At 74.8% G+C, this 13,838-nt stretch carries 17 protein-coding genes; 10 read left to right on the top strand and 7 right to left on the bottom strand.

The annotated features are described in order from the left end of the window. Positions 1–10: 10 nt before the first annotated feature. The gene (locus JOF54_RS00175) at positions 11–883 is read left to right on the top strand and encodes a S26 family signal peptidase (protein ID WP_210051855.1); all 873 of its coding nucleotides are present in this window, start codon (positions 11–13) and stop codon (positions 881–883) included. Continuing rightward, positions 880–1,734 (top strand): LamG domain-containing protein, encoded by an 855-nt coding sequence (locus tag JOF54_RS00170; RefSeq protein ID WP_210051853.1) that lies wholly within the window; start codon positions 880–882, stop codon positions 1,732–1,734. Before JOF54_RS00175 ends, JOF54_RS00170 begins: the two co-directional genes overlap by 4 nt. A 117-nt stretch (positions 1,735–1,851) precedes the next feature. Here JOF54_RS00170 and JOF54_RS00165 read toward each other — a convergent pair whose 3' ends face one another. After that, positions 1,852–2,202, bottom strand: a complete 351-nt coding sequence (locus JOF54_RS00165) for a nuclear transport factor 2 family protein (protein WP_210051850.1) — start codon at positions 2,200–2,202, stop codon at positions 1,852–1,854. Between the two features lie 78 nt (positions 2,203–2,280). On the opposite strand from JOF54_RS00165, the gene JOF54_RS00160 reads away from it, so the two are divergent. Both JOF54_RS00160 and JOF54_RS00155 read left to right on the top strand, forming a co-directional pair. After that, positions 2,281–3,099 carry a MerR family transcriptional regulator gene (locus tag JOF54_RS00160; RefSeq protein WP_210051848.1) on the top strand — a complete coding sequence of 273 codons (819 nt, stop codon included), beginning with the start codon at positions 2,281–2,283 and terminating at the stop codon, positions 3,097–3,099. A gap of 64 nt (positions 3,100–3,163) precedes the next feature. Beyond that, positions 3,164–3,778 carry a BLUF domain-containing protein gene (locus tag JOF54_RS00155; protein ID WP_210051846.1) on the top strand — a complete coding sequence of 205 codons (615 nt, stop codon included), beginning with the start codon at positions 3,164–3,166 and terminating at the stop codon, positions 3,776–3,778. A gap of 4 nt (positions 3,779–3,782) precedes the next feature. Here the strand turns inward: JOF54_RS00155 and JOF54_RS00150 are convergent, their stop codons facing one another. From JOF54_RS00150 to JOF54_RS00130, 5 genes are all read right to left on the bottom strand, one after another. Then, entirely contained in the window at positions 3,783–4,949 is a 1,167-nt protein-coding gene (locus tag JOF54_RS00150) for an MFS transporter (protein WP_210051844.1), read from the bottom strand. Positions 4,950–5,208: 259 nt separating this feature from the next. Next, positions 5,209–6,174, bottom strand: coding sequence for an aldo/keto reductase (locus JOF54_RS00145; protein WP_210051842.1), 966 nt, complete (start codon positions 6,172–6,174; stop codon positions 5,209–5,211). Next, entirely contained in the window at positions 6,171–7,430 is a 1,260-nt protein-coding gene (locus JOF54_RS00140; protein ID WP_307803680.1) for an ABC transporter substrate-binding protein, read from the bottom strand. Before JOF54_RS00140 ends, JOF54_RS00145 begins: the two co-directional genes overlap by 4 nt. Before the next feature lie 247 nt (positions 7,431–7,677). Beyond that, entirely contained in the window at positions 7,678–8,706 is a 1,029-nt protein-coding gene (locus JOF54_RS00135) for a LacI family DNA-binding transcriptional regulator (protein WP_210051838.1), read from the bottom strand. 132 nt (positions 8,707–8,838) lie between these two features. Beyond that, the gene (locus JOF54_RS00130; RefSeq protein ID WP_307803679.1) at positions 8,839–9,555 is read right to left on the bottom strand and encodes an alpha/beta hydrolase; all 717 of its coding nucleotides are present in this window, start codon (positions 9,553–9,555) and stop codon (positions 8,839–8,841) included. A gap of 346 nt (positions 9,556–9,901) precedes the next feature. Here JOF54_RS00130 and JOF54_RS00125 point away from each other — a divergent pair, with 346 nt between their 5' ends. The 3 genes from JOF54_RS00125 to JOF54_RS00115 all read left to right on the top strand — a co-directional run bounded on the left by JOF54_RS00125 (position 9,902) and on the right by JOF54_RS00115 (position 11,329). Beyond that, positions 9,902–10,813 carry a phosphotransferase gene (locus tag JOF54_RS00125; RefSeq protein ID WP_210051834.1) on the top strand — a complete coding sequence of 304 codons (912 nt, stop codon included), beginning with the start codon at positions 9,902–9,904 and terminating at the stop codon, positions 10,811–10,813. Positions 10,814–10,902: 89 nt separating this feature from the next. Then, entirely contained in the window at positions 10,903–11,157 is a 255-nt protein-coding gene (locus JOF54_RS00120; RefSeq protein ID WP_210051832.1) for a hypothetical protein, read from the top strand. Next, positions 11,150–11,329 (top strand): P-loop NTPase family protein, encoded by a 180-nt coding sequence (locus JOF54_RS00115; protein WP_210051831.1) that lies wholly within the window; start codon positions 11,150–11,152, stop codon positions 11,327–11,329. The genes JOF54_RS00120 and JOF54_RS00115 overlap by 8 nt, the downstream gene beginning before the upstream one ends. A 79-nt stretch (positions 11,330–11,408) precedes the next feature. On the opposite strand, the gene JOF54_RS00110 is transcribed toward JOF54_RS00115, so the two are convergent. Beyond that, complete coding sequence (locus JOF54_RS00110) at positions 11,409–11,855, bottom strand: MarR family winged helix-turn-helix transcriptional regulator (protein WP_210051830.1); 447 nt, start codon at positions 11,853–11,855, stop codon at positions 11,409–11,411. A gap of 61 nt (positions 11,856–11,916) precedes the next feature. On the opposite strand from JOF54_RS00110, the gene JOF54_RS00105 reads away from it, so the two are divergent. From JOF54_RS00105 to JOF54_RS00095, 3 genes are all read left to right on the top strand, one after another. Next, complete coding sequence (locus JOF54_RS00105; RefSeq protein WP_210051829.1) at positions 11,917–12,282, top strand: VOC family protein; 366 nt, start codon at positions 11,917–11,919, stop codon at positions 12,280–12,282. 124 nt (positions 12,283–12,406) lie between these two features. After that, positions 12,407–13,243 (top strand): alpha/beta fold hydrolase, encoded by an 837-nt coding sequence (locus JOF54_RS00100; protein WP_210051828.1) that lies wholly within the window; start codon positions 12,407–12,409, stop codon positions 13,241–13,243. Beyond that, the gene (locus JOF54_RS00095) at positions 13,236–13,823 is read left to right on the top strand and encodes a TetR-like C-terminal domain-containing protein (protein WP_210051827.1); all 588 of its coding nucleotides are present in this window, start codon (positions 13,236–13,238) and stop codon (positions 13,821–13,823) included. The genes JOF54_RS00100 and JOF54_RS00095 overlap by 8 nt, the downstream gene beginning before the upstream one ends. The last annotated feature ends 15 nt before the right edge of the window (positions 13,824–13,838 follow it).

Genomic DNA, 13,838 nt, shown 5'->3' with positions numbered 1-13,838 from the left:
GGAGGTACCGATGGCTCTCGCCGCACCCGCGGTACCGCTCCGCCGCCCCGGCGGGCTGCTCTCCGCCGCCGTCGTCGCCGCCCTGCTGGCCTGCCTGCTGCTGGTCGTCTCCGGGGCTGCCTGGCGGGTGAGCGGCGGTCGATGGGCCGTCATCGAGACGCCGTCGATGGGCACCGCCGCCCCGGTCGGCACGCTGATCCTGACCCGGCCCGCCCCGCTGGCGCTGCTCGAGGTCGGGGACGTCGTCACCTACCGGCCCCCGAACCTGCCCGGCAGCCTCGTCACCCACCGCGTCGTCGCCGTGCTGGCCGACGGCAACCTCCAGGTGCAGGGCGACGTCAACGGCGCCGTCGACCCGTTCCCGGTCACCCAGGACTCCCTGGTCGGCGAGGTGGTGGGCCACTACCGCGGGCTCGGCTGGCTGGTCCGCGCCCTGCCCACGCTGCTGCTGGGCGTCGTCGTCCTGGTGGTCGGCTCCGGCTGGTACGTGCCGCTGCGCTGGCGCTCCAGCGTCCGCGTCCTCGGCAGCTGCGTGCTCGTCGCCGTGACCTCGCTCATCATCCGGCCCTTCGTGCACCCGGTGCTGGTCGCGGTGGTCACCACGCCGGACGGCCCGCGCGCCACCGTCGCCTCGGGCGGCCTGCTGCCCACCCGCATCACCGGGACGGCGGGCGACTACGTCGACCTGCACGCCGGCGAGGTGGGCAGCGTCCTCGTCGCCTCCGACCGCCCCGGCGGGGCGCTGCTGGTCAGCGGCAGCCCCGAGCTGCACGGCTGGTGGCTGGTCGGGATGGTCGTCGTCTGCCTGCTCCCCCTGCTGTGGACCCTCGCGGTCGGGCTCTCCCCCGACCCCGGGCGGCCGGCGGGTCGCACCACCCGATGACCCCGGCCCCGCCCGTGCCCGCGCCCCAGCGCCGACGCGCCCTCCAGCTCTGCACCCTGCTGCTGACGCTGCTGGTCAGCGCGCTGGCCGTGGCCACCCCGGGCTCGACGGCCGCGCTGACCGCCCGGCTGACCAACACGAACGCCACTGCCGCGACCGCGCCGTACTTCACCTGCGCCGCCGCCTACACCGCGAGCACGCCCGGCTTCTACTACAAGCTCGACGAGACCTCCGGCACCGTGGCCACCGACTCCAGCGCCAACGGCCGCAACGGCACCTACACCGGCACCGTCACCCGCGGCGTGTCCGGCGCCTGCGTGCGGGACACCGGGACCGCCGTCACCTTCGACGGCTCCACCGGCTACGTCTCCTACGCCACCTCGCTCAGCTCGAGCACCACCTACAGCACCGAGGCCTGGCTGCGCACCACGACCGACCGGGGCGGCCTGGTCAGCGCGCTGGGCGCCTCCAGCCTCGGCCCCTCGACCTCGGTGGACCGGGTGCTGTACCTGACGGGCACCGGGCGGGTCGTCTTCGGCGTCAACAACGCGGCCAAGACGACGGTGACCTCCCCCGCCGCGGTGAACGACGGAGCCTGGCACCACGTGATGGCCACCGCCGGACCCTCAGGCCTCCAGCTCTACGTCGACGGCGTGTCCGTGGCCAGCTCGACCGCCGTCATCTCGACGTCCTTCCCCGGCTACCTCCGCGTCGGCTACGACAACCTGTCCGGCTGGCCCAGCGCCCCCACGAGCAACTTCCTCGCCGCCTCCGTCGACGAGGTCGCCGTCTACGGCCGCACGCTCACCGCCGCGGACGCCCTGGCGCACTACACCTCCGGCCGGCGCTGAGCCCGGACGGCGGGAACCGCTGACGGATCGCACGCTCGCCCGCTCGACGGCTGCGATCTCCCAGCGGTTTCCCGGCGCCGAGTGCTGGACGGGGGCTGGCGTCCGGACCGGTTCCGGTCAGGGGGCGATGACCAGCTCGGTGATGAGGTCGTCGGCCAGGGTGAAGCGGTAGCCGAGCTCGGCGACGCCGCCGGGGAAGTCCCCCTCCAGGCGGTTGACGGCCACCCACTGCGCGTCGTCGAGGCGCGAGGCGCCGACCAGCGCGGTCGTGTAGTGGTACTGGGCGCCGGCGTGGCGGAGGAACTCCAGCACCTCGGCAGTCCCGCGGAAGGTCCTCCCCTCGTCGACGACGACGGCATCGGGGGCGAAGGCGCGGACGGCGGCGTCGGCCTCCCCGGCCGCGTGCGCGGTGAGGTAGGTGCGGATGGTGGCGGGGAGCTGCGTGGGCTCGATCGTCTGTGCGGTCATGGGACCACCGTGGGACGTCCCGCGGAGGGAGGGTCCAGCACACGACTCTCCCCCCGGGAGAGGGTGCAGACTGCCGGCATGCTGGCGATCGGCGAGTTCTCCCGGCTGACCCACCTGAGCGTGCGGACGCTGCGCCGCTACCACGACGCCGACCTGCTGGTCCCCGCCGTCGTCGACCCGTTCACCGGCTACCGCTCCTACAGCCCGGAGCAGATCCCGACGGCCCAGGTCATCCACCGGCTGCGCGAGCTCGACGTCCCGCTGGCCGACGTCCGCCGGATCGTGCGCTCCCCCGACCCGGGTGCCCGGGCCGACCTCGTCGCCGACCACCTGCAGCGGCTGGAGGCCGAGCTGGACCGCACGCGGGCGGCGGTGGTGTCGCTGCGCCGGCTGCTGCGCCCCGAGCTCGCGCCCCTCCCCGTCGAGCTGCGGACGGTCGCGGCGACCACCGTCGCCGCCGTCCAGGGCGACGTGGACCTCGACGACGTCCTCTCCTGGTACAGCGGCGCGATGGCTGAGCTGGACGCGGCGGTGACCGAGCCGTCGGGCGCCCCCGGCGGCCTGTACGACAACGCCCTGTTCGAGACCGGCCGGGGGCACGTCCTCGTGCACCGGGCGACGCCCCGGCCCCCGCAGCGCGGCCGGGTGCACCCCGTCGAGCTGCCCGCCGTCGAGCTCGCGGTGGCGACCCACGAGGGCGCGCACGACGACATCGACGTCACCTACGGCGAGCTCGGCGCCTGGGTCGTGGCCAACGCGCTCGCGGTGGCGGGACCCGTCCGCGAGAGCTACCTGGTCGGTCCGCGGGACACCCCGGAAGCCTCGGTCTGGCGCACCGAGATCGGCTGGCCGGTCTTCCGGGTGGCCGCCGGACGACCCGGAGCAGCGGCCACCTGACCAAAATCAGTTGAATCTCGTAATATTCGGCCCGCGGCGGCCCGTCCCGCCCTACTGTGCCGAGGTGGTTTTCACTCTGGTGTACCTCAGCACCATGCGTTGGGGTCTGTCGGACCCGGAGCTCGCCGCCCTCCTCGACCAGTGCCGGCGCCGGAACGCCGAGCTGGACGTCACCGGGGTCCTCGTCGTCCGCGACGGCGACGTCATGCAGCTGCTGGAGGGCGAGGAGTCCGTCGTGCGCCGGCTCTACGGCCGCATCCTCCGCGACCCCCGTCACCACGGCCTGCTGACCATCTGGACCGACACCACCGAGCACCGGCGGTTCCCCGGCTGGTCGATGGGCCTGGAGGACGTCAGCACGACGCCGGTCCTCCCCGCTGACCGGGCGGACGGACCCGTGCACTCCCAGCTCCAGCTGGTCGAGAGCGTCGGCACCGCCGAGCAGCGGGACTACGTCCGCCGCCGCAACGCGGCGCTGCGCGGGGCCCTGGTCGCGGGCGAGCACCTCATCCGGGCTCTCAGCGTCATCCTGCACGGGCACGACCCCGCGACCAGCGCGCCGCCCGACGGCAGCACCCGGCTGCACTGCCGGGCGTGCCGGCGCACCGGCGAGGACGCCCGCTTCCCCTGCGACGTGGCGGTGTCGGTGCTGGAGGACCTCGAGCAGGCGCTGCCCTGAGCGCTCAGCCGAGCGGCTCGACCGGGGCCGGACGCGGCCGCACGGCCCCCGCCGCGAATGTGGTCGCGAGCACGGCGACGAGCACGACGACCATCGCGTCGCGGAGACCGACGTGCTCGCCGAGCAGGCCGAGGACCGGCGGGCCGACCAGGAAGGCGGCGTACCCGGCGGTCGCGACGGCGGTGGCCCGCCGGGCGGCGTGTCGCGGGTCGTCACCGGCGGCCGAGAGCGCGACGGGGAAGCCGAGCGAGGCACCGAGCCCCCAGAGCAGGACGCCGGCCGCGGCGACCACCAGGTCCGGTGCCACCACCACGACGCCGATGCCGGCCGCGGCGACCAGCGAGCTGGTCCGCATCACCGGCGCCCGGCCGAACCGGTCGATGAGCCGGCCGCCGGAGAGCCGGCCCAGCGCCATGGCCGCCCCGAAGAACGCGTAGATCACCGAGCCGAGCACCGCGGTCGAGCCGTACCCGTCGACGACGATCAACGGCAGCCAGTCGCTCGCCGAGCCCTCGGCGAGGGCCATCCCGAGGATGATGACGCCGAGCCCCACCAACCGCGCATCCAGCCAGGCGAACCGCGGCTCCGGCTCCCCCGCGGGCTGGTCGTCGGCGCCCGGCGCTCCGCGCTCGACGCGTCCCGTCCCGGCCGGGACCTGCCGGCTCAGCCAGACGGTGCCCGCGCCGACGAGGGCGGCGGCCAGCCCCAGGTGGGCGGCGACGGGGAGGGCCACGTGGTTCGCGACGAGCCCGGCGAGGGCGCCGACCACCGTCCCCAGGCTGAAGCAGCCGTGCAGGGTCGGCACGACGCTGCGACCGACGGACACCTCGAGCTCGACGCCGGAGACGTTGTTGCCGATCTCCCCCGAGCCCATGCCGTAGCCGAAGAAGGCCAGACCGGTGGCGACGACGAGGCTCTGCCCGGTGGCGGCGCCGACGGCGATGACCACCATGCCGGCCACGATCGCGGTCATCCCGCCGACGACGACGAACCGGGCCCCGCGGCGGGCGACGAGCAGGCCGCCCAGGCTGATGCCGAGGATGGAGCCGACGGAGAGCCCGGCGATGACCAGGCCCATCTCGGCGGTGGTCGCGCCCAGCGCGTCGCGGATGGCCGGCGTCCGGGTCACCCAGGTCGCCACCCCGACGCCGGTGCCGGCGAAGGCGGTCATCAGGCCCGCCTGCCACCGCCCTAGGCCGCCGACCGCGGAGGACGTCGGGAGGGTGCGAGGCGTCGCCATCAGGGCCGTCCTGTCGAGGGTTCGGTGCGGGTGCTCGGGAGGCCGGTGCCCCGGTCAGCACCGCGCGCCGACGGCCTCCGTCCCGGCCCCAGCCTCGCCGAGGAGGCGCTCGCCGACCAAACCGGGCGTTCACGCCGAGCGCCCGCCCCGGGTCAGGTGGGCCGGCACCGACGGGTGCCGGCCACCGACGTCAGGGGACGTCCTGTCCCCGCGCGGTCGCGAAGAGGCGGTACCAGTCGACCTGGGTCAGCCGATCGCCCACGGCGAGGGCGTCGGCGCAGGCGCGGATGCGGGCGGGGTCCGTCGTCCCGACGACAGGGCTGACCGCCGCCGGGTGCTTGGTGAGCCAGCCGAGGACCACCGCCTCGGCCGTGGTGCCGTACGTGCCCGCGAGGGCGGTGACGAGCTCGGCGGTGGCCCGGTCCGCCGGGCTCGCCGCGCTGAGGTCCGCGCCGGAGTAGGCGCCTCGCGCGAGGGCACCCCAGGACTGCACGGACACCCCCTCCTGCGCGCAGTGCTCGAGGGTCCCCGCTGGGAAGTCGTGGGCGATGGCCTGGTCGCCGTTCACCAGCACCTCGGACTCCACCCAGTCCCGCTTGGCCAGGCTCAGCTCGAGCTGGTTGACCACCAGCGGCAGGTCGAGGTGGCGTTGCAGGGCCGCCATCTGCGCCGCGGACATGTTGGACACGCCGACGCTGCGGACCAGGCCCTCGGCGTGCAGCGACGTCAGGGCCTCGGCGACCTGCTCCGGCCGGGCCAGCGGGTCGGGCCGGTGCAGCAGCAGGGTGTCGACGTGGTCGACCTGCAGCCGCCCGACGCTCGCCCGGACCCGCTCCACGATGGAGGCCGGGCGCAGGTCGTAGTGCACGCCCAGCCCGGACTCGCCCACCCGGATCCCGCACTTGGTCTGCACCGTGATCGTGTCCCGCAGGCCGGGGTCGCCGTGCAGGATCTCCCCGAACACGCTCTCGGCCTTGCCGGAGCGGTAGATGTCGGCGTGGTCGAAGGTGCGGATGCCGATCTCCAGCGCCGCACCGACCGCCGCCTCGGCCACGGCCACGTCGTGCCGGTCGTACGGGGTGGGGTCCCAGCTGCCGCCGAGACCCATGCAGCCGTAGACCAGCTGCTGCCGAGGCTGCTCGTGGACGCGGGTCACCGGACCAGCTCCGTGAGCTTGCCCTGCAGGGTCGTGAGGGCGGCGTCGGCCTGCGTCTGCCCGTTGAGGGTGCCGTAGACGGCGTCCTGGACGGCGATGGTCACGTCGCCGTACTGCACGGCCTGGGGGAGGGGCTCGGCCTGGGCGATCGAGTCCTTCAGCGTCGGCAGGTAGGGGAACTTCGCCACCATGTCGGGATCCGCGTACAGCGACTCCAGCACCGGCGGGTTGGCCGAGGCCAGCGCCCTCTGCTTCTGCTCCTCGGCCGAGGAGAGGAACGTGATGAAGTCGACGGCGGTCGCCTTGTTCTTGCCGTACTTGGTGATCGCGAAGTTCAGGCCGCCGAGGCTGGAGGTGCCGGGTCCGTCCAGGCCGGGCAGCGGGGCGACGTCGAACTTGCCGGCCACCTCCGACGAGCCGTCGGTCTTCCCGGCGAGGCCGTAGACGTAGGGCCAGTTCCGCAGGAAGACGAGCTTGCCGGACTGGAACGCCTGCCGGCTCTCCTCCTCCTTCCAGGTGATCGCCCCCTTGGGGATCGTCCCGTCGGCGAAGGAGTCGGCCAGGAACCCGAGCCCGGCCGCCGCCTCGGGGGTGTCGACCGTCGGCTGCCCGTCGGCACCGATGATGCTGCCGCCCGAGGAGTCGACGGCCTCGGCGAACGCGACCGTCAGGCCCTCGTACTTGTCGAACTGGCCGCCGTAGCAGTCGACGCCGTCAGCCTCGGGCAGCTTCGCGACGGCGGCGCAGGCCGCCTTCATCTCGGCCCACGTGGTCGGCGGCTCGACGCCGGCCTTCTCGAGCAGGTCGCTGCGGTAGTAGAGCAGCCCGCCGTTGGAGTCGCCGGGGACCCCGTAGAGCTTGTCGAAGTAGGTGGCCGACTTCACCGTCGCGGGCAGGTAGCCGCTCAGGTCGAACGCGTCGGCGGGCAGCTCGTCGACGTAGCCCTTGGCCGCGAACTCCGCGGTCCAGACCACGTCGGTGGTGACGACCGTCATGGTGTCGGCCTTCACCTGCTGGCCCTGGATGATCTGCTGGCGCTGCTGGTCGGCGCTGTCCGGGAGGTCGAGGAGGGTGACCTGCTCGTCCGGGTGCTCCTTGTTCCAGGCCGCCACCTCCTTCGGCGCGTAGCCGGAGTTGTCCTTCGCCCGCGCGAAGGTGATCGGGCCGCGATCGCTGTAGGCGGCGTCAGCGCCGGCGGAGGAGCCGGCGGCGCTCGGGGCCGTGCTGGAGCCGCTGCAGGCGGTGGCCAGGGCCACCGCACCGAGGGTCACGACGGCGAGACCGAGGCGAACAGGACGAACCCGGGACATGACGTGCCTTTCGTCGGAGGAGCCGCTCGCGGGGACGGGGGCGCGAGGAGCGCGCTCCGGTGCGACGGCCTGGCCATCCTGTCCGTCGCAGCTCCACCTGTCAACAAACGTTTGCGTAGCAGCAGAGCGAAAAGATCTGGTCGGATTCGCTTCGAGCCCTGGGCTTGATCGCAAACGTTTGCCCGAGGTCCGATCAGACGAGGGCGTCCCGGGGGCGCGCGGTGGTGGCCCGCGGCACCAGGCGCGTGGGCACCTTGACCTGCGTCCGCGCGGCGACCCCGCCGAGCAGGTCGAGCAGCAGCTCGGCGGCCTGGGTGGCGATGAGCGCCACCGGCTGCTCGATCGTCGTCAGGTCGGTCAGGGCGGCGAAGGGGTGGTCGTCGATGCCGATGACCGACAGGTCCTCGGGCACGCGGAGCCCGGCGCGCCGGATCGTGCGGACCGCGCCCAGCGCCACCTCGTCGGAGTGCGCGAAGACCGCCGTCGGAGGCTCGGGCAGGCTGAGCAGGGCGGCCATCGCCGCGGCGGCCGCCTCGCCGCCCCAGCCGCTGCGCACGGTGAGCTGGTCGTCGACCTCGATCGACCGGGCGGCCAGAGCCTGCCGGTACCCGTCGTGCCGGATGGACTCGCGCGGCCAGTCCACGATCTCCTCGTCGTAGGCGTCGATCATCGCGATCCGGCGGTGCCCGAGCAGCACGAGGTGGTCGACGGCCTGCCGGGCGGCCTCGAAGTCGTCGATGCAGACGAACGGGTAGTCGACCATCTGACCCCCGGCGGCGAGCACCTGCACCCCCATCAGGTCGAGCCGGGCCCGCTCGGCGTCGCTCACCGGCAGGCACACCACGACGACCGCGTCGACCTTGCGCCGCGCCGGCAGCTGGGCGAAGAACCGGTGCCGGGCGTCGGCGTCCTCGACCTGGTAGATCAGGATCTCGAAGCCCGCCGCCCGCAGCCGCACCTCCAGGGACTCGACCATGGCGGCGCAGATCCACCGGGCGAGGTGCGGCACGACGATGGCCACCCGCTTCGTCGCCCCGCCGGCCAGGTTCGAGGCCGCCGGCGAGATGACGTAGCCGAGCTCGGCGGCCGCGGCCTCGATCCGGGTCCGGGTGGCGGTCGAGACCCCGGGAGCGCCGCTGAGCGCCCGGGAGACGGTGGAGATCGCGACGCCGGCCCGGCCGGCCACGTCCTTCATGTTGATCTCGGGACCGGGCGACGACATGGCCACATCCTAGGGAGACCACCGTGGCCGCTCCGCACCCTCGCGGGCAGGTGAGCACCGCACCCGTGGAGGAGCAGAGCCCGCCGTCCCCGGACGGACGAGCGCGGGGACTGTGCCGAGCGGCGGGCGAGGTCAGCAAGCTCCGAACGCCCACGCCACCATCCGCGGGAACTCGGCCGCCCAGAAGGGTCCGCCGTGCTCGCCGGACCGCTCGGCCAGCACAACCTCGGCGCCCGCGCCGCGCAGGGCGTCCGCCCACCGGGTGGCGTTCTCGAGGAACCACGGCTCCTCGGTCCCGGCGACGAGGTAGGTGCGCGGGAGCGGCCGCGGCAGCACCGCCGGCGGGAGGTAGCCGCCGCCCGGCGAGGCGCAGAGGACCGTGCCGTAGACGTCCGGGTGCCGCAGCCCCAGGGCCAGGGCGAGCTCGCCGCCCGCCGACACCCCGCAGACGGCGGTGCGCGCCGGCGGCAGGTCGACGCCGAAGCGGGACCGGACCCAGCGGCGCACGTCGCCGACCAGGAACTCCTCGTGCGCGGCGAAGCGCTCCGGGTCGATCACGGGGCAGTACTCGCGGAGGCGCGCCCGCTCGTCCGGGTCGGCGGTGCGGTGCGCGCCGACGACCAACGTGGGCGGCAGCCCGGCCGCCTCGAGCAGGCCGCCCCAGCGGGCGACCAGCTCGCCGTCGCCCGCGTGCACGACAAGTTCCGGGCGACCGGAGGGGACGTGCACCGTGACCTCACGCCCGCCGTCGTAGGGGAACCGCTCGGTGACCAGCTCGCCCGCCCCGGGGTGTGCGGCGGAGGCCGGCAGCCGGTCCGGGTCCGGTCGGTCGTCGTGCTCGCGGTCCACGGCCGCACCTCCCCCACCCGTTCGTCTCATCATGGCCGACGCGGTGGCCGCCGCCCAGGTCCTGCGCTGCCGGAGACCGCTCCCCAGGGCTAGCCCGCGACCTGACCCCACCAGAACTCGCCGAGCTCCGGGCCGGGCCGGGTCGACGTCGAGTGCGCGCGTCCGCAGGTCTAGTGGGCTGCGAGACCTGTTGACGTGCGCACTCGCGCGGGGCGAGGTGTTGCTCCGCCGGCGACTCCGAGCGCACAGTCGGGCCGTCGCCCCGCTGCGCGCTGCCCCAGGACACGGACACCGCGCGGCGCCCGCCCCCGACAAGTCCGCGGACCCGTCCGTATCGTCTCTCCGCATGAGCGCGACGGAGGTCACCGCGGACCTCGTCCGCGCCCTGCTGCGAGACCAGCACCCCGATCTGGCCGGGCTGCCCCTCCGGCCGGTCGACGGCGGCTGGGGCAACCAGATGTGGCGGCTCGGGGACGACCTGGCCGTACGCATCCAGCGCATGGACACCGACCCAGGCCCGCAGCTGGCGGAGCGGCGGTGGCTGCCCCTGCTGGCGCCCCGCCTGCCGCTGCCGGTCCCCGTCCCGGTGCGCGACGGCGCCCCGTCGGCGCGCTCCGCGAAGCTGTGGACCGTCATGACCTGGGTGCCGGGCACCCCGCTGGACCGCGGCTCGATCACCCGCGGTGAGGACGCGGCCGACGCCCTCGCCGCCTTCCTCCGGGCCCTCCACGTCCCGGCTCCCGCCGACGCGCCCGCCGACCGGAGCGGCCGCGGCCTGCTCCCCCGCGACGGCGCCACCGGCGTCGAGCACGCTCTCCGTGCCCTCGACGCCGCCGTGGTCGCCCCCCTCGCCGACGCCCTCCGGGCGCTGTGGGACGATGCCGCCGCGGCGCCCGGGTGGGCGGGTCCGCCGGTGTGGGTGCACGGGGACCTGCACCCGGCGAACGTCGTCGTCGCCGACGGCACGCTGTCCGGGGTCCTCGACTTCGGCGACCTGTTAGCCGGCGACCCGGCCGTCGACCTGGCCGCCGCCTGGGTGCTGCTCCCGGCGGGGGCGGCCTCGCGCTTCTTCGCCGCCTACGGTGCCGCCGACGCGGCGACCGTCCGGCGGGCCCGCGGGATGGCCGCGCTCAAGAGCCTCTTCCTCCTGCACATGGGGCAGAACGGGGACCGCGGCCTGCCCGGCGGGAAGCCCGCCTGGGGCCCGGCCGGCCGGGCGGCGCTGGACCGCGTGCTCGGCGACGACATGCTCCCCTGACGGGACGCTCCCGGGAAGAGGACCCGGCACGAGGCCGGGTTGCGACGATCAACGCGTCACCGTCGACGCCGACGGAGAGAGGTGGTGGCATGGCTCCCCCGCACGGCCCGACCAGGACCCCGCGACGCCAGCGCGCCCGGACCGCGGCGCTCCTCGCCGCCGCCCTGCTCGCCGCCGTCCTGCTGGGCCTCGTCGTCCCCGTGCTGCACCAGGGCCGGCTGGCGCACGCGTGCGAACAGCGCGGCGGCCGGCTCGCGACCTCGACCGAGGCGGTCGAGCCGCTGGTCAGCGCCCGGACCGTGCACCGCTGCCTGGCGCCCGACGGGCAGTTGCTCGATGGCTGAGGGCGGCGACGCCCCGGCCGCTGAGGCCCCCGCACCCGTCGACGAACCCACCCGCGACCTCGACCTGCAGACGCTGGACCAGCTGGTCGGGGCGCTGGCGTCCTACCGCGGCGGCCTGCTCGTCGTCAGCCACGACGACGCGTTCCTCCGCCGCCTCGACGTCACGACCTAGCTGACCCTGGAGCCCGACGGGTCGCTGCCGGACGGCACGCCGGACGACCTGCTGCCCGCACCCTGAGGCGGGGGCGTCGTCAACCCGCGGACAGGGAGCGGGCCATCCCGCGGAGCAGCCGCGCGGCGTCGGCCTGCTCCTCCTCGGTCAGCCCGTCGAGCATCCGCACCTCGACCTCGCGGACCGCGACGGTCGCCCGGGCCAGCAGCCGCCGGCCGCGCAGGGTGAGCCGCGTCGGGAGCACCTTGCCCACCGGCGCCTCCGCCGGCCGGGTCACGTGCCCCTCCTCCTCCAGAGTGCGCAGCAGCACGTTCATCGACTGCCGGGTCACGAACGCCCCCCGCGCCAGCTCCGAGCTCGACAGCCCCGGTCGCTGACCCAGCAGCTCCAGGCAGGAGTAGTGCGTGATCGTCATGCCGAGCGGCCGCAGCGCCTCCTCCATCGCGAGCCGCAGCGCGCTCGAGGCCTCCTTGAGCAGGTAGCCGACCGACGTCTCCAGGTGGATGCCGGCACCACGTCGACTCATGTCAGCATCCTGACATACAGTGGTGCGTGTCAGACAACTGACACAACCAGAGGAGCAACCCGTGCCCGTCACCGGACCCGACTTCATCTCCCTGCAGGCGCGCGACCTCGCCGCCTCGCAGGCCTTCTACGAGCGCCACCTCGGCCTCGTCCGCTCCCCGGCCGGGCCGCCGCACGCGGTCGCCTTCCAGACCCGGCCCGTCGCCTTCGCCCTGCGCGAGGTCGTCCCCGGCACCGACCTCGACGCCGCCCGGCCCGGCACCGGCGTCGCGCTCTGGCTGCACGCCACCGACGTCCAGTCGGTCCACGACGGCCTGGTCGCCGCCGGCCACACCGTCGTCTCTGCCCCCGTCGACGGGCCCTTCGGCCGGACCTTCACCTTCGCCGACCCCGACGGCTACCACGTAGCGCTGCACGACCGCGCCTGAGGACGACAGGGAGGGGAACGCCTGACCGGGTGCGCTCCGACGGCGGCCCTCGACGAGGCCCTTGACAGGTTCGGCTACTGCCCCTAGGTTCCGGGCTAACGTTATTAGCCAACCGGAGGACACCATGACCGAGAACCTGACCCTCGACGGCGGCACCCTCGCCTACGACCTGAGCGGCGAGGGCCCCCTGGTCGTCCTCGCGCACGGGATGGGCGACAGCCGCCACGCCTACCGCTTCATGGTCCCCGCCCTGGTGGCGGCCGGGTACCGGGTCGCGAACGTCGACCTCCGGGGCTGCGGCGACTCCAGCCTCGGCTGGGACGACTACAGCCGCACCGCCATCGCCGGTGACCTGGTCGCCCTCGTCCGCCACCTGGGCGGCCCGGCCGTCCTCGTCGGCCAGTCGATCAGCGGGGGCGCGGCCACCATCGCGGCCGCCACCGCCCCCGAGCTGGTCGCGGGCGTCGTCGAGCTGGCGCCCTTCACCCGCAAGCAGTCGGTCTCGGTCGGCGGCCTGCTGCGGGTCCGTCGGCACCGCGCCGGCACGGTGCAGCTGGGCCTCACCCTCGCGCTGGGCAGCCTGTCCGCCTGGACGCGCTACCTCGACCTGGCCTACCCCGACAAGCCGTCCGACTGGACCGCCGCCCTGGGCCGGATCGAGGAGAAGCTGCGCGAGCCCGGGCGGATGGCGGTCCTCAAGGCCATGGCCGGGAGCCCCCCGACCGACGCCGGTGCCCAGCTAGCCCACGTCACCTGCCCCGTGCTGGTGGTCGAGGGCAGCCTCGACCCCGACTGGGCCGACCCGCGGGCCGAGGGCGACAAGATCGTCGCCGACCTGCCCACCGGGCTCGGCGAGGTCGTCGTGATCGACGGCGCCGGCCACTACCCCCACGCCCAGACCCCCGACCAGGTCGTCGCGCTGACCCTGCCCTTCCTCACCCGGACGCTCACCCGTGCCTAGGGCCGGGCTCGCGCCCGCCTCGGTCACAGCGGCCGCCGCCGACCTGGTCGACGAGGTCGGGTTCGACCAGCTGAGCATGGCCCTGCTGGCCGGGCGCCTCGGCGTGAAGACCCCCTCGCTCTACAAGCACGTCTCCGGACAGGCCGACCTGGCCCACCGGATCGCCGTGCTGGGCATGCACGAGCTGGCCGACGCGATCCGCGACGCGACCCAGGGCCGCTCGGGCAGCGAGGCGCTGCTCGCCGGCGCGCACGCCATGCGGCGCTACGTGCTCGCCCACCCCGGGCGCTACGCCGCGGGCAACGCCGCCGAGGTCAGCGGCGACGACGACCCGCTCGTGCCGGCCGTCGGCCGGGTGCTCGCGTCCTGGACGGCGATGCTGCACGGCTACCACCTCGACCCCGGTGAGCAGGTGCACGCGCTGCGGATGCTCCGCAGCGTCCTGCACGGCTTCGCGACCCTGGAGGCGCTCGGCAGCTTCCAGATCGACACCGACGTCGACGACAGCTTCACCTGGCTCGTCGACTTCCTCGACCAGGGACTCCGGGCGCGGGCGTCCGCGCCGGCCCCCGCACGCTGAGCCGGCGCCCGCGCA

Origin of the sequence: Microlunatus capsulatus (assembly GCF_017876495.1) — a bacterium.
Classification (GTDB): domain Bacteria; phylum Actinomycetota; class Actinomycetes; order Propionibacteriales; family Propionibacteriaceae; genus Microlunatus; species Microlunatus capsulatus.
The sequence above is the reverse complement of the archived record's forward strand: the minus strand, read 5'-3'. Positions and strand labels throughout refer to the sequence as shown.